Source organism: Streptomyces adustus (assembly GCF_009377175.1).
In the GTDB taxonomy this organism is placed as follows: Bacteria; Actinomycetota; Actinomycetes; order Streptomycetales; family Streptomycetaceae; genus Streptomyces; species Streptomyces adustus.
The window spans coordinates 1-21,100 of sequence record NZ_VJZD01000169.1; the positions used below are offsets into that span (position 1 = coordinate 1).

The following is a 21,100-nucleotide window of genomic DNA, read 5'->3' on the forward strand; positions in this document are numbered from 1 at the left end:
GGCCTCCCCCGTGCCACCCTTGACCCATGCCCGAAGGTGACACGGTCTGGCAGGCCGCGAGGCGTCTGCACATCGCCCTCGCGGGCCGGGTACTGATCCGATCCGACCTGCGGGTACCGAAGTACGCCACGGCCGACCTCACCGGCCGCGCCGTCCTGGACGTCACCCCGCGGGGCAAGCACCTCCTCACCCGTGTCGAAGGCGGCCTGACCCTCCACTCGCATCTGCGGATGGACGGCTCCTGGAAGATCTACGCCCCGGGTGCGCGCTGGACCGGCGGCCCGGCCCACCAGATCCGGGCGATCCTGGGGACCACCGAGCACACGGCCGTCGGCTACCGCCTCCCGGTGCTCGAACTCCTGCGCACCGCCGACGAGCACCTCGCCGTCGGCCACCTGGGCCCCGACCTGCTGGGCCCGGACTGGGACCCCGAACGGGCCCTGGCCAACCTCCGCACGGACCCCGCCCGCGCCCTCGGCGAAGCCCTGCTGGACCAGCGCAATCTCGCCGGCATCGGCAATGTCTACAAGAGCGAACTCTGCTTCCTGCTCGGCGTGACCCCGTGGCTCCCCGTCGGCGCTCTGCCCGCCGAGCGCGCGGCGCGGCTCCCCCCGCTCGCCAAACGGCTCCTGGAGGCCAACCGCGAGCGCCCGGTCCGCAGCACCACGGGCCACCGCGGCCAGGAACTGTTCGTGTACGGCCGGGCGCACCGCCCCTGTCTGCGCTGCCACACCCCGATCCGCGCGGCCGACCAGGGCGACGGCTCCCGTGAGCGCCCCACCTACTGGTGCCCCGCCTGCCAGCCGGGACCGGCCCCGGCACCGGGCGCCGCGGCCTCCCGGAGATTCCGGTCCCGCACCACGGATTGACGACCCGTCAGATCCGCTCGTACCGTCCCCTCATGCCCGTCAAGGCGTACGACCTCACCGGACGCACCGCATTCGTCACCGGCGCCGCGGGCGGCATCGGCCGCGCCGCCGCCGTTCTGCTCGCCGAGGCGGGCGCCACCGTGCACGGCGCGGACCGGGACCCGCAGGGCCTGCACGAGACGGCGACGCTGATCAAGGAGGGGGGCGGCACCGCCCACGTCCATCATCTCGACGTCACCGACCGCGACCGGCTCCAGCGAGCCGTGGAGTCCTGCGGCCGTCTGGACGTCATGGCCGCGATCGCCGGCATCATGCACAGCAGTCCGGTCCTGGAGACCCGGGACGAGGACCTGGACCGGGTGCTGAGCGTCAACTTCAAGGGCGTGCTGTACGCCTGCCAGGAGGCGGCCCGGGTGATGCTCGCGCAGGGCATCCGCGGCAGCATCATCACGATGGCCTCGGGCGCCGTCGACACGGGCGGTGCCGGTCTGCTCTGCTACGGCGCGGCCAAGGCGGCCGTGGTCCAGCTGACGAAGACGCTGGCGACCGAGCTGGGCGGGCACGGCATACGCGTCAACGCGGTCGCCCCGGGCTGGATCCGCACGCCCATGACCGACCGCCACGACGCCGCGGCGCAGGCCCATACCGAGGCGCTGATGTGCCGGATGTCACCACTGGGCCGGGTCGGCGCACCTGAGGACGTCGCTCATGCCGTGCTCCATCTGGCCTCCGACGCGTCGGCCTTCACGACGGGCCAGATTCTGCGTCCGAACGGCGGAGTGGCGATGCCGTGGTGACCGGAGCCCCCCGCCAGGCCCGGCTCCAGCGCCCCGCCCCGAGCGCACCGGGCGCCCCCGCCTTGGGCATGCAGTGGACCGGCAGCAGGCTCAGCCCCCAGCCCCCGGCCGCGACCGCGCCCTCCAGCGCACCCGAGTCCGGCGCGAGTGCGAGCCGCAGCACGGCCCACCACCACACCGCCCCGAGGCCGAGGGCCGCCCCCCAGCGCACCGCTCGTATCCGCCCTGCCATGGTCCGCCACCACCTCCAGCCCGACACCGGAAACCCGCCGGCTCCGACGGGACGACGCTAGAACGCCGCCCTCGACACCGGGAGGGCGCACCGACAGCACACAGGCGCACCTCGCCTGTCAGACGTTCTCCTGTCAGACGTTTCGCCCGTCAGACGTTCTCCGCCTGGAACATCCAGTGGTGCTTCTCCAGATCCGCCGTGACCGAGATGAAGATGTCCTGGCTGACCGGATCGGCGTCGCCGGTGGCGGCCACCCGCTCCCGCATCCGTGTGATCACCGCGCCCAGCGCCGCGACGAGCGTGCGTACGGCGTCCGTGTCCTTGATCCAGCCCTCGGGCACGGCGCCGATACCGCTGCCGTCGGCCACCGTGGAGGCACGTCCGTCGGGTGACACACCCAGCGCCGAGGCCCGTTCCGCGACGGTGTCGGAGTGCAGGCGCGCACTGTCCACGACCTCGTCGAGCTGAAGATGGATGGACCGGAAGCGGGCGCCGACGACGTTCCAGTGGACCTGCTTCGCCACGAGGGAGAGGTCCACGAGGTCGACGAGCGCGCCCTGGAGCGCCTCGGACACCGTCTTCAGGTCGTTGTCGGACAACGGGCTCTTCACGACGTTCATGCATCTCCTCCGCGGGCTGGTCCGGCCATGTCCCTCCACCATGACCGCCCCGCCGGACACCGGCAAACGGACCCGAAAGGGGCACGGGAAGCGGACCCGGGAAGGCGCGGAGAGAGCGCGGAGAAGGCGCGGAGAAGGCCCGGGGGAACGCGAAAGCCCCGGCAGCGCCCCTCCGGAAGGTCTGTCCGGAGAAGCCCCGGCCGGGGCTTGACGAATGTGCGTCGGTTCACACACCCACGGTGATGGGTGTCACGCGGCGACCACGTCCACCGCTTCGGCGGGTGCCTTGATGGTCACACGCTCCGGTGGCACGCCGGTCACCGAAACGGAACCCAGCATGGCGCGCACCGGGGTGGGCACGGGCTCGCTGGGAGTGGCCGCAGCGGACTGGGCCAGCTCGGCGAGAGCGAGCTCGTCGCTCACTTCCCGCATGAGCTCGGACATCCGTACGTCCAGCGCGTCGCAGATGGCGGAGAGCAGCTCGGAGGATGCCTCCTTCTGCCCCCGCTCCACCTCGGAGAGATAGCCGAGTGAGACTCGGGCGGACGAGGAGACTTCGCGCAGAGTACGGCCCTGGCGTTGGCGCTGCCGACGCAGCACGTCACCCAGCAGGCGACGGAGCAGAATCATCGGTGGCTCCCTCCTCGGACCGCGTAGCCGCATCCTTCACGCCCCACCGTACCGCCTTGCGCCGCGGCCGTGCGGGGAGCGATGTCGTGTTCACTCAGGGCTGCAAACATCAAAACCCCCCGTTCTGTTCCGTATCCTGTGCCCGCTCATTCCCGGTCTGTTCGCTCGCGAGCTCCCTCAGGAACAGTGCGAGTACGCTCCGTACACTCTCCATACGGATTTCCGCGCGGTCGCCGTTCAACCGCAGCGCCAGCACTTTTCCGCCGCCGGCGGAACCGGAATGCGCCGCGGAAGGGCCGTCCAGGGCCACGAAGACCGTCCCGACCGGTTGGCCGTCCTGCGGTTCGGGGCCGGCGACGCCGGTGGTCGCAAGGCCCCAGTCGGCGCCCAGCGCCTTGCGGACTCCCGCCGCCATCTGCGCCGCGACCTGCGGATCCACCGCACCGCGCTCGGCCAGCAGAGTGGCGTCGACGCCCAGCAGTCCGTGCTTGAGGTCGGTGGCGTACGCGGTCACCGACCCCCGGAACACCTTGGAGGCTCCCGAGACCGCGGTGATCTCCGCCGCGACCAGACCGCCGGTGAGCGACTCGGCGACGGCGACCGTCTCGCCCTTCACCGTGAGTAGTCGCACCAGGTCGGCGGCCGCGGAGTTCACGCCCCCGCCTCCTCCGACGCGGCTTTGCGCTCGGCGATTCCCTGCCTGCGCAGCACGATGGCCTGTCTCACGTAGTCGAGGCCGGTGACCACGGTCAGGACGACCGCCACCGCCATCACCCAGAACCTCGCGGTGGCCAGCCATCCCGTCAGCGCCAGGACGTACATCCCGACGGCGATGCCCTGGGCGAGCGTCTTGAGCTTGCCGCCCCGGCTCGCCGGGATGACGCCGTACCGGATGACGAGGAAACGGATCAGCGTGACCGCGAGCTCCCGGCCGAGGATGACGCCGGTCACCCACCAGGGCAGGTCTCCCAGCCAGGAGAGACAGATCAGCGCCGCGCCCATGATCGCCTTGTCGGCGATGGGGTCGGCGATCTTCCCGAAGTCGGTGACGAGGTTGTAGGTGCGGGCCAGATGACCGTCGAACAGGTCGGTGATCATCGCGATGGCGAAGGCCGCCCAGGCGAGCGAGCGCCACGCCGGGTCGTATCCGCCGTCGGCGAGCATCAGGGCCACGAAGCCGGGCACCAGGATCAGCCGGAGCATGGTCAGCAGGTTGGCGATGTTCCAGACGCTGGCCTGGTTGACGGCCGCGGCCGTCAGTTTCTCGCGCCGTGCCGACTTCCCGCTCTCGTGCTCACCCTGCCCTCCGGCATCGGCCTCACGACCGACACCGGACTCACGAGCGGCTACGGACTCGCGGACCGCACCGGACTCGCGACCGGCAGCAGGGCCACGGCCCGCGGCGGCGTCGCGACCGGCTCCGGACCCGACCGCCGACGCGGCGCCCTTCCCGGACGGTTCATTCACCGTGCGCGCCCTCGCGGGGCCACCCGCCGCTGATGCCGGGACACCGGTCATCTGCCCGCCTCCTCAGGACACGCGGGCGAGCCGACGAGCGGCTCGGCCACCAGGTCGACACCCTCCGTACCGACCACCTTCGCCTCGACGATACGGCCGACGCTCAAGCCGGCGCCGCTGGTGAGCAGCACCTGTCCGTCGGTCTCCGGGGCCTGGTGCGCCCCGCGGCCGTACGCGCCGTCCTCGGAGTCCACCGACTCCACCAGGACCCGCACGGTCTCGCCCAGGCGCTCCTCGGCCCGCTGCGAGACGAGCTCCTCGGCCAGCCGGGAGATCCGGGCCAGCCGCTCGGCGACGACGTCCTCGTCGAGCTTGTTCTCGTAGGTCGCCGCCTCGGTGCCCTCCTCGTCGGAGTACCCGAAGACGCCGATGGCGTCCAGCCGCGCGCCGTTGAGGAAACGCTCCAGCTCGGCCAGGTCGGACTCGGACTCGCCCGGGAAGCCCACGATGAAGTTGGAGCGCACGCCGGCCTCGGGGGCCTTGCCGCGGATGGTGTCGAGCAGCTCCAGGAAGCGGTCGGTGTCGCCGAAGCGGCGCATCGAGCGCAGCACCGCGGGCGCCGAGTGCTGGAAGGAGAGATCGAAGTAGGGCACGACCTTGGGGGTCGAGGTCAGCACGTCGATCAGGCCGGGCCGCATCTCGGCGGGCTGGAGGTAGCTGACCCGCACCCGCTCGATGCCGTCGACGTCGGCGAGGTCGGGCAGCAGCGACTCCAGCAGCCGGATGTCGCCCAGGTCCTTGCCGTACGAGGTGTTGTTCTCGGAGACCAGCATGATCTCCTTGACGCCCTGCTCGGCCAGCCAGCGCGTCTCGTTCAGTACGTCGCTCGGGCGGCGCGAGATGAAGGAGCCGCGGAAGGACGGGATGGCGCAGAAGGAGCAGCGCCGGTCGCAGCCGGAGGCGAGCTTCACCGAGGCGACCGGGGAGCCGTCCAGACGGCGGCGCAGGGGCGCCCTGGGCCCGGAGACCGGGGCCACGCCCTCGGGGAGGTCCGTGGGGGCGCCGTGCCCGGGGAGGGCCACCTCGGCGCCCGCGTCCTGTCGCTCGGCCGGGCTGATCGGCAGCAGCTTGCGCCGGTCGCGCGGGGTGTGGGCGGCATGGATGCCGCCGGACAGGATGGTCTGGAGGCGGTCGGAGATGTCGGTGTAGTCGTCGAAACCGAGCACTCCGTCGGCCTCGGGGAGGGCCTCGGCGAGTTCCTTGCCGTACCGCTCGGCCATGCAGCCGACCGCCACGACGGCCTGGGTTCTGCCCCGGCCCTTGAGATCGTTGGCCTCCAGGAGGGCGTCGACGGAGTCCTTCTTGGCGGCGTCGACGAAGCCGCAGGTGTTGACGACGGCGACGTCCGCGTTCGCGGCGTCCTCCACGAGGTCCCAGCCGTCCGCCTCCAAGCGGCCTGCGAGCTCCTCCGAGTCCACCTCGTTACGGGCGCAGCCAAGGGTGACCAGTGCGACGGTACGGCGTTCAGGCATGGGCTCAAGACTACTTCGTCCCGCCGACACCCCACGTCGACGGGGTTGGCCGATCTTGGCCAACCCCGTTCCGGTTCACGTGTTCACAGGGTCACCCGACCTGCGGATCACCCTTCGTGTACGTCAGACGCTCCACGGCGCCCGGCTGGAAGTCGTCCTCGATCTTCTTGCCGTTGACGTAGAGCTGGATGGCGCCAGCGTCGCCGAGCACCAGGTTGATCTTCGAGGAGTCCTGGAAGGTCTTGGACTCGCCCTGCTTGAGCAGGCCGTCGAAGAGCAGCCGGCCGTTGTGGTCCTTGGCGGAGATCCAGCTGCGGCCGTCGGCGGCGCTCACCTGGACGGTCACCTTGTCCTGCGGGGCGGCCGCGATGGCGCTGTCGGACGGCTCCGGCTTGGGGTCGACGGGCTTGCTGTCCTTCTTCGGCGTGGCGGACGCGGTCGTGCTCGTCGTGGGCGTGGAGCCTTCGGCGACCTGGTCCCGGCCGTCGTCGCCGCCGCCCTTGAACGCGGTGAAGCCGACGAAGCCGACCACCGCGACGATGGCGGCGACCATGGCCGCCGTCCAGTTGGGTCCGCGCCGCTCGGGGCGGATGCGCTCCGCCTCGAACAGAGGTGCGGCCGGGGTCGGCGCCGGGCGGCCACCGCGCTCGGCGGAGAACTGTGCCAGCAGGGGCTCGGGATCGAGGTGGACGGCCTTGGCCAGGGTCCTGAGGTGACCCCGGGCGTAGACGTCGCCGCCGCACGGCGCGAAGTCGTCCGCCTCGATGGCGTGCACGATGGCGATACGCACCCGGGTGGCGGTACTGACGTCGTCTACGGTCAGCCCGGCGGCGATGCGCGCCTGCTGAAGAGTGCGGCCGATGGAAAGGTGGGCATCCTCACGATCGTCCTCGAACGGACGCTCGTCTTCAGGGGAGTTGCCGATGGACACGGGGGCGCCTTTCGAGCGAGTAGCCACCTGTGCTGGAAGTTCAGTCTAGGGGTGGTACGAAAGGGTGGGGCAACCGGGCGGCAGGACTTTGTACGCCATCGGAATGGCCGGTCATCCCGACGGTTCGGCAGCGGCTTTGCGCTTCCTCCAAGTTGACGTATGTCGAGGGGAAACGGTTGCCGTTGATCGCTTACGGATGGGTCACGATCCAACATCATCCTGCGGTACGGAACCCGCTGCCGACCTGCCGACGCGCGCCAGTGTCCCTATTATCCTTCAGAATCACCGCGGATGACCGCGAGCACGCCGTCGAGTTCGTCCGCCTTCACCAGCACGTCACGCGCCTTGGACCCCTCGCTGGGTCCGACCAGGCCGCGGGACTCCATCAGGTCCATCAGCCGCCCGGCCTTGGCGAAGCCGACCCGGAGCTTGCGCTGGAGCATGGACGTCGACCCGAACTGGGTGGAGACCACCAGTTCGGCCGCCTGGCACAGCAGGTCCAGGTCGTCGCCGATCTCCTCGTCGATCTCCTTCTTCTGCTTGGTGCCGACCACGACGTCGTCCCGGAAGACCGGGGTCATCTGATCCTTGCAGTGCCGGACCACGGCCGCGACCTCGTCCTCGGTCACGAACGCGCCCTGCATACGGGTGGGTTTGTTGGCCCCCATCGGCAGGAACAGTCCGTCGCCCTTGCCGATCAGCTTCTCGGCGCCCGGCTGGTCGAGGATGACCCGGCTGTCGGCGAGCGAGGAGGTGGCGAACGCGAGCCGCGAGGGCACGTTCGCCTTGATCAGGCCGGTGACCACGTCGACCGACGGCCGCTGGGTGGCGAGCACCAGGTGGATGCCGGCCGCGCGGGCCAACTGGGTGATGCGCACGATCGCGTCCTCGACGTCCCGCGGCGCGACCATCATCAGGTCGGCGAGCTCGTCGACGACGACCAGCAGGTACGGGTACGGGCTGAGCTCGCGCTCGCTGCCCTCGGGCAGCTTCACCTTGCCGTTCCTGATGGCCTCGTTGAAGTCGTCGATGTGCCGGAACCCGAACGCCGCGAGGTCGTCGTAGCGCAGGTCCATCTCCCGTACGACCCACTGCAACGCCTCGGCGGCCCGCTTGGGGTTGGTGATGATCGGCGTGATCAGGTGCGGGATGCCCTCGTACGCGGTCAGCTCCACGCGCTTGGGGTCGACGAGGACCATCCGGACGTCCTCGGGGGTCGCCCGGACCATGACCGAGGTGATGAGGCAGTTGATGCACGAGGACTTGCCGGAACCGGTGGCTCCGGCAACCAGGATGTGCGGCATCTTCGCGAGGTTGGCCATCACATAGCCGCCCTCGACGTCCTTGCCGAGCGCCACCAGCATCGGGTGGTCGTCCTCGGCGGCGTCCGCGAGGCGCAGCACGTCCCCGAGGTTGACCATCTCCCGGTCCGTGTTCGGGATCTCGATGCCGACCGCCGACTTGCCGGGGATCGGGCTGATGATCCGCACGTCCGGACTGGCGACGGCGTACGCGATGTTCTTGGTGAGCGCGGTGATGCGCTCGACCTTCACGGCCGGCCCGAGCGCGACCTCGTAGCGCGTGACCGTCGGCCCCCGGGTGAACCCGGTGACGGCCGCGTCCACCTTGAACTCGGTGAAGACGTTCGTCAGCGAGGCGACGACGGCGTCGTTGGCGGCGCTGCGCGCCTTGCCGGGCCCCCCGCGCTCCAGCAGGTCGAGCGAGGGCAGTGCGTAGGTGATGTCCCCGGACAGCTGGAGCTGTTCGGCGCGCGGCGGCAGCTCGCGCTGGTGTTCGGGGGCTGCCTTGGTCAGGTCGGGGACCGTCCCGACCGGGAGCTTCTCCTGCTTGGGCCGCGCCGCCGGTACGGGCGTCGAGGGGGCGGGCGTCGGAGCGGGCGTCGGGGCGGTCGGCTCGCGGTCGGCGACGCTGACCCCCTGGGTGAGGTCGGCGACGATCGGCGAGGGCGGCATGCCGTGCAGCACCGCGCCGTCGAGCGCCGCCGCGGCGGCCGCGGCCACGTCCACGGCGTCCGGCTGCCGCCCCATGTCCGGCTGCGGCACCGCGGAGCGCCGGGGGCGGCCACGGCGCCGGGACAGCGCCTCCTGCTCCGCGCCGTCCGGGTCGTACGGCCGGGAGGCGCCCGGCTGTCTGCGGGAGTGTGCGGGCAGCCCGTCGCGCCACTGCTCGTCGTACCGCTCGTCGTCGTCGGTGAGGTCGTCCGCCGCGGGGTCGTGCAGCACGCCCAGCCGTACGGCGAGCAGTCGCAGCCGCTGCGGGATGGCGTTGACCGGGGTCGCGGTGACCACGAGCAGCCCGAAGACCGTGAGCAGCACGAGCAGCGGCACGGCCAGCACCTCGCCCATGCCGTACGTCAGCGGGGTCGCCGCGCCCCAGCCGATGAGACCGCCCGCGTCCCTTATCGCCTGCATGCCGTCGCTGCGGGCGGGCGAGCCGCAGGCGATGTGGACCTGCCCGAGCACGCCGATGACGAGCGCGGACAGACCGATCACGATCCGACCGTTGGCCTCCGGCTTCTCCGGGTGCCGCACGAAACGCACGGCGATGGCCGCGAGCAGGACCGGGACGAGCAGGTCGAGACGACCGAAGGCGCCGGTCACCAGGATCTCGACGAGATCGCCGACGGGGCCGCGCAGGTCGGCCCAGGTACCGGCGGCGACGATCAGCGCGAGACCGAACAGCAGCAGCGCGACGCCGTCCTTGCGGTGCGCCGGGTCGAGGTTCTTCGCGCCCTGCCCTATGCCCCGGAACACCGCGCCGACGGCGTGCGCGAGGCCGAGCCAGAGGGCGCGGACGAGCCGGTAGACGCCCCCGGTGGGGCTGGGCGCCGGCTTGGGGGGCGCGGCCTTCTTCGCCGCGGCCTTCTTGGCGGGTGCCTTCTTCGCCGGGGGTTTCTTGGCAGCGGCCTTCGCCGGAGCCTTCGCTGAAGCGGCCGCCTTCTTCGCCGGCGGCTTCTTGGCTGCGGAGGAACGTGAGGCCATAGGTGTGAGGTTACCGGTGGAGACGACAGCGGACACGTGTGCCCAATGCTTCACCCGTTCGTGTCGCCCTTGTGAGGACTCGGAACTGACGCGGGTTCACACGCACCAGCGACCTCACCACGCGTCAGTTCTGCGACGGCACCGGGGCCGTACCGCCGGTGCCCGGCTCCAGGGCGTCCAGGGCCCGGCGCAGCCCGGTCAGCTTGCGTTCGAGGTGGGCCGCCGTGGCCACCGCCGCCGCGTCCGCGGAGTCGTCGTCGAGCTGCTTGGACAGCGCCTCGGCCTGCTCCTCGACGGCCGCGAGCCGCGCGGAGAGCTCCGCGAGCAGACCGGGCGACTCCTTCGCCCCGCCGGCCACCGCCTTGCCGCCGCCCTCCAACTGGAGCCGCAGCAGCGCCGCCTGCTCCCGCAGCTGGCAGTTCTTCATGTACAGCTCGACGAAAACGGACACCTTCGCGCGCAGCACCCACGGATCGAAAGGCTTCGAGATGTAGTCCACCGCGCCCGCCGCATAGCCGCGGAAGGTGTGATGGGGACCGTGGTTGATCGCGGTGAGGAAGATGATCGGGATGTCCCGGGTCCGTTCCCGTCGCTTGATGTGCGCGGCTGTTTCGAAACCGTCCATACCCGGCATCTGGACGTCCAGCAGAATGACCGCGAAGTCGTCCGTCAGCAGCGCCTTGAGCGCTTCCTCCCCGGACGATGCCCGCACCAGCGTCTGATCGAGCGCCGAGAGGATCGCCTCCAGCGCCAGCAGATTCTCCGGCCGGTCATCGACCAGGAGGATCTTGGCCTTCTGCACCATGGCCCGCCCTCCTCGCCCCGGCATGGGGCCTCCCCGGTCCGCAGGACTTGGGAAAGCACCACCCGGTGCCGCCCCAGCGGACGACTCCCTTGCGTCGCCCGTCCTCGTGCCGGTCATGGTAGCCGCACCCCGCCCGTCGCCACACCCTGTCACCGCGATGTCACTGTGCACGTAGCAGAAACGCAGCGGGAGACCAGAAGGTTCCCCGAATACCGTACTTCTACACGGCTTCGGACACACTGCGTCAGCAACTCCGTGTGAACTCCCGAGGATCCCGCCACATCCACACCAGCCCTGTGCGAACTCCGACCGATACCGCCACTACTGCCGCATCCACTGCTCCATCACGGCCAGCAGATGATCGGGATCGACCGGCTTCGTCACATAGTCGGAGGCGCCCGACTCGATCGCCTTCTCCCTGTCGCCCTTCATCGCCTTCGCGGTGAGCGCGATGATCGGCAGCCCGGAGAACTGCGGCATCCTGCGGATCGCGGTGGTCGTCGCGTACCCGTCCATCTCGGGCATCATGATGTCCATCAGGACGACCGCCACGTCGTCGTGCTGCTCCAGCACCTCGATGCCCTCACGCCCGTTCTCGGCGTACAGCACCGACAGCCCGTGCTGCTCCAGCACGCTGGTGAGCGCGAACACGTTGCGGATGTCGTCGTCGACGATGAGCACCTTCTCGCCGCCGAACCGGAAGCCCTGCGCAGGCCGCGCCTCGGGCGCCTGCCCGAGGGGCCACTGCTCCGACTGCCCGTCGCCCTGCTCCAGCCCCGGCGCACCCCTGCGACGGCGCCGGAAGAGCGCGGCCGGACCGTTCTGCGTCTCGCGGTACGACTTCACCTCGGCCGGCGTCTCGACCTCCGCCTCGGAGAGCACGGACAGATCACCCTCGGACGCCACCAGCTCGCCCGCCTCCAGGGCCGGCACCGGCTGCTGGTAGCCGTGCGGGGGCAGCTCGCTCGGGTGCAGCGGCAGGTACAGCGTGAAGGTCGAGCCCCGGCCGGGCTCGCTCTGCGCGTGGATCTCGCCGCCGAGCAGCTGCGCGATCTCCCGCGAGATGGACAGCCCGAGACCCGTACCGCCGTACTTGCGGCTGGTCGTCCCGTCCGCCTGCTTGAACGCCTCGAAGATCACCCGCATCTTGCCGGCCGCGATCCCGATCCCTGTGTCGGTCACCGAGAACGCGATCAGCGGCGCGTCCGGGGCGGCGAGCGAACCGGCCTCCAGCAACTGCTCCCGGATCGCCACCGGGACGTTCGCCCCAGCCGGCCTGATCACCAGCTCGACCGAGCCGGAGTCGGTGAACTTCACCGCGTTCGACAGCAGGTTGCGCAGCACCTGGAGCAGTCGCTGCTCGTCGGTGTGCAGGGTGGCGGGCAGCTCGGGCGACACCCGCACGGACAGATCGAGGCCCTTCTCCGCCGTCAACGGCCGGAACGTGGCCTCCACATAGTCGACGAGCTGCACCAGCGCGATGCGCGTCGGGGAGACGTCCATCTTGCCCGCCTCGACCTTCGACAGGTCCAGGATGTCGTTGATCAGCTGGAGCAGGTCGGAACCGGCTCCGTGGATCGTCTCGGCGAACTCGACCTGCTTCGGGGAGAGATTGCCTTCGGCGTTGTCGGCGAGCAGCTTGGCCAGGATCAGCAGCGAGTTCAGCGGCGTACGCAGCTCGTGCGACATGTTGGCCAGGAACTCGCTCTTGTAGCGCATCGACACGGCGAGTTGCTCGGCGCGCTCCTCCAGGACCTGCCGCGCCTCCTCGATCTCGGTGTTCTTCACCTCGATGTCGCGGTTCTGCTGGGCCAGCAGCTCGGCCTTCTCCTCCAGTTCGGCGTTGGACGCCTGGAGGGCCTTCTGCCGCTGCTCCAACTCCACCGAACGCTCGCGCAGTTGCTCGGTGAGCTCCTGCGACTGCTTCAGCAGCTGCTCCGTCTTGGTGTTGACCGAGATGGTGTTGACGCTGGTCGCGATCATCTCGGCAATCTGGTTGAGGAAGTCCTTCTGGATCTGCGTGAACGGCGTGAACGACGCCAGCTCGATGATGCCGAGCACCTTGCCCTCGAAGAGCACCGGCAACACGATCACCTGCGCGGGCGGCGCCTCGCCGAGCCCGGACGCGATCTTCAGATAGCCGCTCGGCGCGTTCTCCACGAGGATCGTGCGCTTCTCCTCGGCCGCCGTGCCCACCAGCGCCTCACCCGGCCCGAACGACGTCGGCATGGAGCCCATCGAGTAGCCGTACGAGCCCAGCATGCGCAGCTCGTACCGGTCGTCCGCACCGCCGCCCACCTCCTTGCCGTCGACCATCGGCATGGCGACGAAGAACGCGCCGTGCTGCGCGGAGACCACCGGGGTCAGCTCGCTCATGATCAGCGAGGCGACGTCCTCCAGGTCGCGACGGCCCTGCATCAGCGCGGAGATACGGGCCAGGTTGCCCTTGAGCCAGTCCTGCTCCTTGTTGGCGATCGTGGTGTCGCGCAGGTTGGCGATCATCTTGTTGACCGAGTCCTGGAGATCCTCGATCTCACCGGAGGCGTCCACGTCGATCTTCAGGTTCAGGTCGCCGCGGGTCACCGCGGCCGCCACGCGCGCGATGGCACGCACCTGCCGGGTCAGGTTCCCGGCCATCTCGTTCACCGACTCGGTGAGGTCGCGCCAGGTGCCGTCGACGTCACGCACACGTGCCTGACCGCCCAACTGGCCCTCCGTGCCCACCTCGCGGGCCACCCGGGTGACCTCCTCGGCGAACGAGGACAGCTGGTCGACCATGGTGTTGATGGTGGTCTTCAGCTCCAGGATCTCACCGCGCGCATCGATGTCGATCTTCTTCGTCAGATCACCCTTGGCAATGGCGGTCGTCACCATCGCGATGTTGCGCACCTGACCGGTCAGGTTGGACGCCATCTGGTTCACCGACTCGGTGAGGTCCTTCCAGGTGCCCGCCACACCGGGCACGTGCGCCTGGCCGCCGAGGATGCCGTCCGTGCCCACCTCGCGGGCCACCTTGGTCACCTGCTCGGCGAACGAACTCAGCGTCTTCACCATGGTGTTGAAGGTGTCGGCGAGCTGCGCCACCTCACCGCTCGCGTCGATCGTCACCGTCCGCGTCAGGTCGCCGTTGGCGACGGCCGCCGCGACCTGCGAGATGTTGCGCACCTGCACGGTGAGGTTCTTGGCCATCAGGTTGACGTTGTCGCTGAGGTCCTTCCAGATGCCCGTCACGCCGGGCACGTGCGCCTGGCCGCCGAGGATGCCCTCGGTACCCACCTCACGGGCCACCCGGGTCACCTGCTCGGCGAACGACGACAGCTGGTCCACCATCGTGTTGACGGTCGTGACGAGTTCGAGGATCTCGCCCTTGGCGTCGACGGTGATCTTCTTCGACAGGTCGCCCTTGGCGACCGCGGTCGTGACCTCGGCGATGTTGCGGACCTGGATGGTCAGGTTGTTCGCCATGAAGTTCACGGACTGGGTGAGGTCCTTCCAGGTGCCCGCGACCCCCTGCACCTCCGCCTGCCCGCCCAGCATGCCCTCGGTGCCCACCTCACGGGCCACCCGCGTCACCTGCTCCGCGAACGACGACAGCTGATCCACCATCGTGTTGAGGGTGTTCTTCAGCTCCAGGATCTCGCCGCGCGCGTCCACGGTGATCTTCTGCGACAGATCACCCCGCGCCACCGCCGTGGCGACCTGCGCGATGTTGCGCACCTGGGCGGTGAGGTTGCCGGCCATGCCGTTCACCGAGTCGGTCAGGTCCCGCCACACACCGGCGACGCCGGGCACCTGGGCCTGACCGCCGAGGCGGCCGTCCGTGCCCACCTCGCGGGCCACCTTGGTCACCTGGTCGGCGAACGCGGACAGCTGGTCCACCATCGTGTTGATGGTGATCTTCAGCTCCAGGATCTCGCCGCGCGCGTCCACGGTGATCTTCTGCGACAGATCACCCCGCGCCACCGCCGTCGTGACCTGCGCGATCTGCCGCACCTGGGCGGTCAGATTGCCGGTGATGGAGTTGACGGAGTCGGTCAGCTCCTTCCAGGTGCCGGACACCCCGGGCACCTGGGCCTGACCGCCGAGCCGGCCCTCCGTACCCACCTCACGGCCCATCTGGATGACCTGGTCGGCGAACGACGACAGCTGGTCCACCATCGTGTTCACGGTGTTCTTCAGCTGGAGCATCTCGCCGGCCACGTCCACCGTGACCTTCTGCGACAGATCACCGTTGGCGACCGCCGTCGTCACCTGGGCGATGTTGCGCACCTGCCCGGTGAGGTTGCGGAACGCCGTGTTGACGGAGTCGGTGAGGTCCTTCCAGTCGCCCGCGACCCCGGGCACCTGGGCCTGGCCGCCCAGTTCGCCCTCGTTGCCGATCTCCCGGGCGACGCGGGTGACCTCGGCGCCGAAGGCGGACAGCTGGTCCACCATCCCGTTGACCGTGTTCTTCAGCTCAAGCATCTCGCCGGCCACGTCCACCGTGACCTTGCGGGACAGATCACCGCTGGCCACGGCCGTCGTCACGGCGGCGATGTCGCGCACCTGCGTGGTCAGGTTCCGGAAGACGGTGTTGACGGAGTCCGTCAGGTCCTTCCAGGTGCCCGCGGCCCCCGGCACGTTCGCCTGCCCACCGAGCCGCCCCTCGCCACCGACCTCGTTGGCCACCCGCGTGACCTCGTCCGCGAAGACCCGCAGCGTCTCGGTCATCTGATTGATCGTGTCGGCGAGCTGGGCGACCTCGCCGCGCGCCTGCACGGTCACCTTCCGCGACAGGTCACCGCTGGCGACCGCGGTGGTCACCTCCGCGATCCCCCGCACCTGGGCCGTCAGGTTCCCGGCCATGGTGTTCACCGAGTCGGTGAGTTCCTTCCACACCCCGTCGACGCCGGACACCCGGGCCTGACCGCCCAGGATGCCCTCCGTGCCCACCTCCCGGGCGACCCGCGTCACCTCGGAGGAGAAAGCGGAGAGCTGGTCCACCATCGTGTTGACGGTGTTCTTCAGCTCCAGCATCTCGCCGGCCACGTGCACCGTGACCTTGCGGGACAGATCGCCCTTGGCCACCGCCGTCGTCACCAGCGCGATATCGCGCACCTGGGCGGTGAGCCGGTACGCCATCGTGTTGACGGAGTCCGTGAGGTCCTTCCAGGAACCCGACATGCCGCGCACCTGGGCCTGACCGCCCAGCTTGCCCTCCGTGCCGACCTCGCTGGCCACCCGGGTGACCTCGTCGGTGAACGTCGACAGCTGGTCGACCAGATTGTTGACCGTCCGCCCGACCTTCAGGAACTCCCCGCGCAGCGGATGCCCCGGCCCGTCCGGCCCCTGGGTCCGCAGATCCATCCGCGGCGACAGATCGCCCTCGGCCACCCCGGACAGCACCCGGCTGACCTCGGAGACGGGCCGTACGAGATCGTCCACGAGCGCGTTGGAGTTGTCGATCGCGGTCGCCCAGGAGCCCTCACAAGCGCCCGTCTCCAGACGCTCGGTGAGCTTTCCCTCACGTCCGACCATGCGCCGCACCCGCGACAACTCGCCCGTGAGATGCAGATTGCGGTCGGCGACCTCGTTGAAGACCGCCGCGATCTCCGACATCACGCCGTCCCCGGACACCGTGAGCCGCTTCCGGAAATTCCCGTCCCGCATGGCGAGCAGAGCGACGAGCAGCCGGTTCAGGGCAGCCGTGTCCACCGTGGTGGTGCCATTGCGCCCCTTGCCCCGGCTGCTAGGGGACTGTCCGCCTTTCGCGCGCGCCTTCGTGGCCCGCGTCGGTGCGTCAGACTCCACTGTGTCCCTCCCGCAAGGGTCGACCATTGCCGCTCTGTGCCCCGGCACTCCTGATCGGCGTACCGGTGTCATGCTGCCTGCTTGTGCCCGATGCGGTCAGACCGCCCGAGGGGCTGCTGCCCACCAACCGCAGTACCCACTCAGCCTGCCGGTTCCTTCACCGGAAGCTTGCCCAGTGTTTCACCCTCGCCGAACCAGGCCATAACAGTTCGGCAGCTTCGCACATCGTCCGCACACCCTCCGGACGGAAACACGGACGACCGGCATCCGCGCGGGCAGGGAAGGTAAGTAACCTTGCATGCGGCTGTCCAGCCGTGCCGGCGCGTCCGGGCTGGGCGGTGGCACAAGCACCAGCGGGCATCGGAGGGGCGGCCGCACACATGACGACCGGACTGATCCCCGGGGGACAGCCCCCGGACCCCCGGCCGACGGACGGCCTGCCCTCGCAGGTCCCGCACCCTCCGGTCGGGCCGGGATCCCTGCACGTAGACGACCGGCCGAGGAGTTCTGTGATCACCGCGCGCGCGGCCGCCAGCTTCGAGCCCGTCGGGCGCTCCGTAGCGACCGCCCGCTCCTTCGTCCGCGACACCCTCCAGGGGTGGGGATTCGCCGACATCGTCGACGACGCGGTGGTCCTCACCAGCGAACTGGTGACCAACGCCGTGGTCCACGCGGGCACGGCCGCGGACGTCCTGTGCCTGCGCAGCGACGACGGCGCGCGCATCGAGGTCTCCGACCGCTACCCCGAGCGGGAGATCCCGCTCCAGAGCACCGCCGTCAACATGGGCAGCCCCGACCGGGAGGGCGGACGCGGACTCCAGCTGTGCGCGGCCCTGGCGGGCCGGTGGGGCGTCGACTACACGCCGACGCACAAGAGCGTCTGGTTCCAACTCGACCTCCCCGCACGCCCGGTGGGCACCCGTTCCGCGGGCCCCTCGCTGCCCGCCCACCTCCTCCCGCTCGCCGACGGCCGGGTCCGGGTCGCGGTCGTCCAGATCGACCGCAACTGCGCGATCATCGCCTGGAACGAGGACGCCGAGGAACTCTTCGGCTACGCCGCCGACCAGGTCACCGGCAAGCCCCTCACCGATCTCGCCGCCTGGCCGCACACCCCCGGCACGGGCACCGGCATCGCGGAGGCCCTCCGACTCTCGCGCTGGGAGGGCAGTTACGGCCTGCGCACCGCGGGCGGCCGGGTGATCCCGGTCTACGCCTCCCATCTGCGCGTCCGCGACACCGACGGCGAGCCCTCCACGGTCTGCCTGCTCGTCCGCGACCACGAACGCGCGGTCCTCCAGACCCCGTTGCGCGTCCCGGCCTCCGACGCGGTCTCCTCCTCCGACGTCCAGGGCGCCGACCCCTTCGAGGTGTTCATCGGCTCCCCGGCCCCGGACGACCTCGACGGTCTCCTCCAGCGCACGGTGGAACGCGCCCGCGACATGCTCGACGGCGACTCCGCCTTCCTGCTCCTGGCCACCGACGACGAAACGGAGTTGGAGGTCCGCGCCTCCACCGGACTGCCCTCCGCCCGCCAGCGCTTCGCCCGGGTCCCCGTCGAGGCGGGCCCCGGCCGCTACGGCTCGGCCCGTATGCCCGCCGTCCACGAGGACCTCGCGGCCGTACCCGGCGCCGTACCCCTCCTGAACGCCACCGGCATGCGCTCGGTCGTGACGGTCCCGCTGAAGGTCGAAGGCCGACTCACGGGCTCGCTCGGCGTGGCCGCGGAGGCCCCGGGCAGATACTCCAACGAGGAGGCGCTGCGCCTGCAATTCGCCGCGGACCGCATCGCGCTCGCGGTGGAGTCGGCCCGCCTGGGCGAGCTGGAGCGTCTGCGCCGAGGCTCCCTGAGCTTCCTCGTCGAAGCCTCCGACCTGCTGGCAGGCACCCTGGACCGGGACCAGACGCTGGCGCTGATGGCACAGATGACGGTGCCCACCCTGGCCACCTGGTGCGCCGTGTACACGATCGCCGACCAGGCCTCCGAGCCGTACCTGTCCTACGTGCTGCACGAGGACGAAGAGCTGATCGACGGCATCAAGTCGCTCCTGTCCAAGATCGCACCGCCGGACCCGGTCACCACTCCGGGCGCCCGCGTCTGGTCGGCGCCGGGCGAACTGGCCCACCAGGCGGCCCTGCGCAGCTCCATGCGCAGCCTCGGCCTGAGCAGCGGCACCCCGATCCACCATGTCGCGTCGCACATCGGCCCGACGCTGGCCACGGCGGCCGCGGTCGGCGGCGAGACCGTGGTCCTCCCGCTGGTCGCCCGCAACCGTGTCATCGGCATGCTGACGCTCGGCAAGCCGGCCGACGAACACTTCCGCCAGGAGATCCTGGAGCTGGCCGAGGACCTGAGCCGCCGCGCCGCCCTGGCCCTCGACAACGCCCGCCTCTACTCCGAGCGCACGGCGATCAGCCAGGCGCTCCAGCGCAGCCTGCTGCCGCCGGAACTGCCGACCATCGAGGGCGTCGAGGTCGAGGTCATCTACCGCGCGGCCGGCGAGGGCAACGAGGTCGGCGGCGACTTCTACGACCTGTTCCCGATCAGCGACGGCGCCTACGGCTTCGCCATCGGCGACGTCTGCGGTACGGGACCGAACGCGGCGGCGGTCACGGGCCTCGCCCGGCACGCGCTGCGACTGCTGGCCCGCGAGGGCCTCAGCGGCCCGGCCGTGCTGGAGCGCCTGAACTCGGCGATCCTCGACGAGGGCGCCCGCAGCCGCTTCCTGACCCTCCTGTACGGCGAGATGCGCCCCCAGCCGGACGGCAGCGCGGAACTGAAGGTGGTCTGCGCCGGTCACCCGCTGCCGCTCCGGCTGCGCCAGGACGGCACGGTGGAGGCGGCCGCCGAACCCCAGCCGCTGCTCGGCGTCATGGAGGACCTGGAGCTGTACGAGCAGACGGTCACCCTCGACCCGGGGGACGTGCTGCTGTGCGTCACGGACGGGGTCACCGAACGCCGGGAGGGCACCCGCATGCTGGGCGACGACGGCCTCACCGACGTCCTCACGACGTGTACGGGCCTGACGGCCGGCGCGGTCGCGGCACGCATCATGCGCGCGGTGGAGCGCTTCGCCTCGGACGCCCCGTCGGACGACATGGCGATCCTGGCGATGCGAGTCCCGGGCCTCCAGCACGACTAGCGCTGGGGAAGCAGGACATGAGAAAGGCCCCGCCCAATGGGCGGGGCCTTTCTGGTGGAGCCCCCAAACGGAATCGAACCGTTGACCTTCTCCTTACCATGGAGACGCTCTGCCGACTGAGCTATGGGGGCCAGTTGCCTTTTCGAGGTTTCCCTCGCGGCAACGAAATAGAGCATACCCCGAACAGACCCGTGCTCCCAACTCGCTCAGAAGGCGGGTTGGAGCAATCCTCCGAGCGCATTGCACGCGGCCACGATCCGCTGCATGTCCCGCTTCGTCAGGGACGCTTCCACGGGCAGCGCGAGTGTCTCGTCGGCGGCCAGTTCGGTCTCCGGCAGGGACACGCAGCGCCGGAACTCGGGCAGCCGGTGCACAGGCGTCTTCACCGGCACCCGGCAGTCAACTCCCCTGCCGCGCAAGGCGCGTGCGAAGGCGTCGCGGTCGGGCCGCCCGTTTCCGGGGACCCGGACGACGTACTGCTGATACGTGTGTCCGTCACCCCCGTCGGGCGTGCGCACCCCGCGCAGCTTCCCGTCGAGGTACGCGGCACGCTGCCGACGCTGGGCGACCTCGTCGTACGGCGCCTCGGACTCGCCCTGCTCCAGTACGAGCAGGCCGTGCCGCTGTCCGAGTGCGTGGAGGCGGGCGATGTCGGCCGGCCGGCCGAAGCGGTGCACGGCCACGACGGCCGCCGTCCGCGAGGTCACGGAGGCCTCGACCGCGGCGACGTCGAGGCAGTAGGTCACCGGATCTATGTCGGCGAACACCGGGAGCGCACCGGCCAGGGTCGCCGCCTCGGCGACCTCCATGTTCCCGAAAGCCGGCACGATGACCTCGTCACCGACTCCGACGCCGGCGGCCCTGAGTATTGCAGCAGCACCCATGCTGTCAATGCTCATAGCGGAATGTGAACGTCAAGTGTCGACCAACAAAAAAGGGTTGGTCCCTGAACCGAAGTTCAGGGACCAACCCTTTGAATGATTGTTCGGCGGCGTCCTACTCTCCCACAGGGTCCCCCCTGCAGTACCATCGGCGCTGTGAGGCTTAGCTTCCGGGTTCGGAATGTAACCGGGCGTTTCCCTCACGCTATAACCACCGAAACACTATGAAACTGACAACCGCACCACGCTCTGTGACAAACGTGGGGTTGTTCGTGGTTTCAGAACCAACACAGTGGACGCGAGCAACTGAGGACAAGCCCTCGGCCTATTAGTACCGGTCACCTCCACCCATTACTGGGCTTCCAGATCCGGCCTATCAACCCAGTCGTCTACTGGGAGCCTTACCCCATCAA

The 21,100-nt window shown here is 70.1% G+C and carries 14 protein-coding genes, 1 tRNA gene and 2 rRNA genes; 3 read left to right on the plus strand and 14 right to left on the minus strand.

Annotated elements, in window-relative coordinates; translation table 11 throughout:
• Positions 1-26: 26 nt before the first annotated feature.
• Positions 27-869, plus strand: a complete 843-nt coding sequence (locus FNH09_RS31590) for an Fpg/Nei family DNA glycosylase (protein WP_152893334.1) — start codon at positions 27-29, stop codon at positions 867-869.
• A gap of 32 nt (positions 870-901) precedes the next feature.
• Entirely contained in the window at positions 902-1,666 is a 765-nt protein-coding gene (locus tag FNH09_RS31595; protein ID WP_152893335.1) for an SDR family NAD(P)-dependent oxidoreductase, read from the plus strand.
• Here the strand turns inward: FNH09_RS31595 and FNH09_RS48985 are convergent.
• The 10 genes from FNH09_RS48985 to FNH09_RS31645 form a co-directional block, all read right to left on the minus strand.
• Positions 1,614-1,898 (minus strand): hypothetical protein, encoded by a 285-nt coding sequence (locus FNH09_RS48985; RefSeq protein ID WP_152893336.1) that lies wholly within the window; start codon positions 1,896-1,898, stop codon positions 1,614-1,616. The two genes, FNH09_RS31595 and FNH09_RS48985, sit on opposite strands and share 53 nt — an antisense overlap.
• Before the next feature lie 149 nt (positions 1,899-2,047).
• Positions 2,048-2,518 (minus strand): Dps family protein, encoded by a 471-nt coding sequence (locus tag FNH09_RS31605; protein WP_152893337.1) that lies wholly within the window; start codon positions 2,516-2,518, stop codon positions 2,048-2,050.
• Positions 2,519-2,767: 249 nt separating this feature from the next.
• Positions 2,768-3,148: a helix-turn-helix domain-containing protein gene (locus FNH09_RS31610; protein WP_152893338.1), complete on the minus strand. Its 381-nt coding sequence runs from the start codon at positions 3,146-3,148 to the stop codon at positions 2,768-2,770.
• Positions 3,149-3,257: 109 nt separating this feature from the next.
• Positions 3,258-3,803 (minus strand): nicotinamide-nucleotide amidohydrolase family protein, encoded by a 546-nt coding sequence (locus FNH09_RS31615; RefSeq protein WP_162469378.1) that lies wholly within the window; start codon positions 3,801-3,803, stop codon positions 3,258-3,260.
• Positions 3,800-4,666 carry a CDP-diacylglycerol--glycerol-3-phosphate 3-phosphatidyltransferase gene (gene pgsA / locus FNH09_RS31620; protein WP_152893339.1) on the minus strand — a complete coding sequence of 289 codons (867 nt, stop codon included), beginning with the start codon at positions 4,664-4,666 and terminating at the stop codon, positions 3,800-3,802. The genes FNH09_RS31615 and pgsA overlap by 4 nt, the downstream gene beginning before the upstream one ends.
• Complete coding sequence (gene rimO / locus FNH09_RS31625; protein ID WP_152893340.1) at positions 4,663-6,138, minus strand: 30S ribosomal protein S12 methylthiotransferase RimO; 1,476 nt, start codon at positions 6,136-6,138, stop codon at positions 4,663-4,665. Before rimO ends, pgsA begins: the two co-directional genes overlap by 4 nt.
• Before the next feature lie 91 nt (positions 6,139-6,229).
• Positions 6,230-7,069 (minus strand): RodZ domain-containing protein, encoded by an 840-nt coding sequence (locus FNH09_RS31630; protein ID WP_162469379.1) that lies wholly within the window; start codon positions 7,067-7,069, stop codon positions 6,230-6,232.
• A 269-nt stretch (positions 7,070-7,338) separates the two neighbouring features.
• Positions 7,339-10,071 (minus strand): DNA translocase FtsK, encoded by a 2,733-nt coding sequence (locus FNH09_RS31635; protein WP_152893341.1) that lies wholly within the window; start codon positions 10,069-10,071, stop codon positions 7,339-7,341.
• Between the two features lie 124 nt (positions 10,072-10,195).
• Positions 10,196-10,876, minus strand: a complete 681-nt coding sequence (locus FNH09_RS31640) for a response regulator (protein ID WP_152893342.1) — start codon at positions 10,874-10,876, stop codon at positions 10,196-10,198.
• Between the two features lie 321 nt (positions 10,877-11,197).
• Positions 11,198-16,666, minus strand: a complete 5,469-nt coding sequence (locus tag FNH09_RS31645) for a HAMP domain-containing protein (RefSeq protein ID WP_338017737.1) — start codon at positions 16,664-16,666, stop codon at positions 11,198-11,200.
• 380 nt (positions 16,667-17,046) lie between these two features.
• On the opposite strand from FNH09_RS31645, the gene FNH09_RS31655 reads away from it, so the two are divergent.
• Positions 17,047-19,806, plus strand: coding sequence for a SpoIIE family protein phosphatase (locus FNH09_RS31655; protein WP_152893344.1), 2,760 nt, complete (start codon positions 17,047-17,049; stop codon positions 19,804-19,806).
• A gap of 55 nt (positions 19,807-19,861) precedes the next feature.
• Here the strand turns inward: FNH09_RS31655 and FNH09_RS31660 are convergent.
• The 4 genes from FNH09_RS31660 to FNH09_RS31675 all read right to left on the minus strand — a co-directional run.
• Positions 19,862-19,937: transfer RNA gene (locus tag FNH09_RS31660), tRNA-Thr, on the minus strand.
• A 75-nt stretch (positions 19,938-20,012) separates the two neighbouring features.
• Positions 20,013-20,675: a DegT/DnrJ/EryC1/StrS family aminotransferase gene (locus FNH09_RS31665; RefSeq protein ID WP_162469381.1), complete on the minus strand. Its 663-nt coding sequence runs from the start codon at positions 20,673-20,675 to the stop codon at positions 20,013-20,015.
• 114 nt (positions 20,676-20,789) lie between these two features.
• Positions 20,790-20,906: ribosomal RNA gene (gene rrf, locus FNH09_RS31670) — 5S ribosomal RNA — on the minus strand.
• A gap of 89 nt (positions 20,907-20,995) precedes the next feature.
• Positions 20,996-21,100, minus strand: a 23S ribosomal RNA gene (locus FNH09_RS31675); the annotation flags it as partial.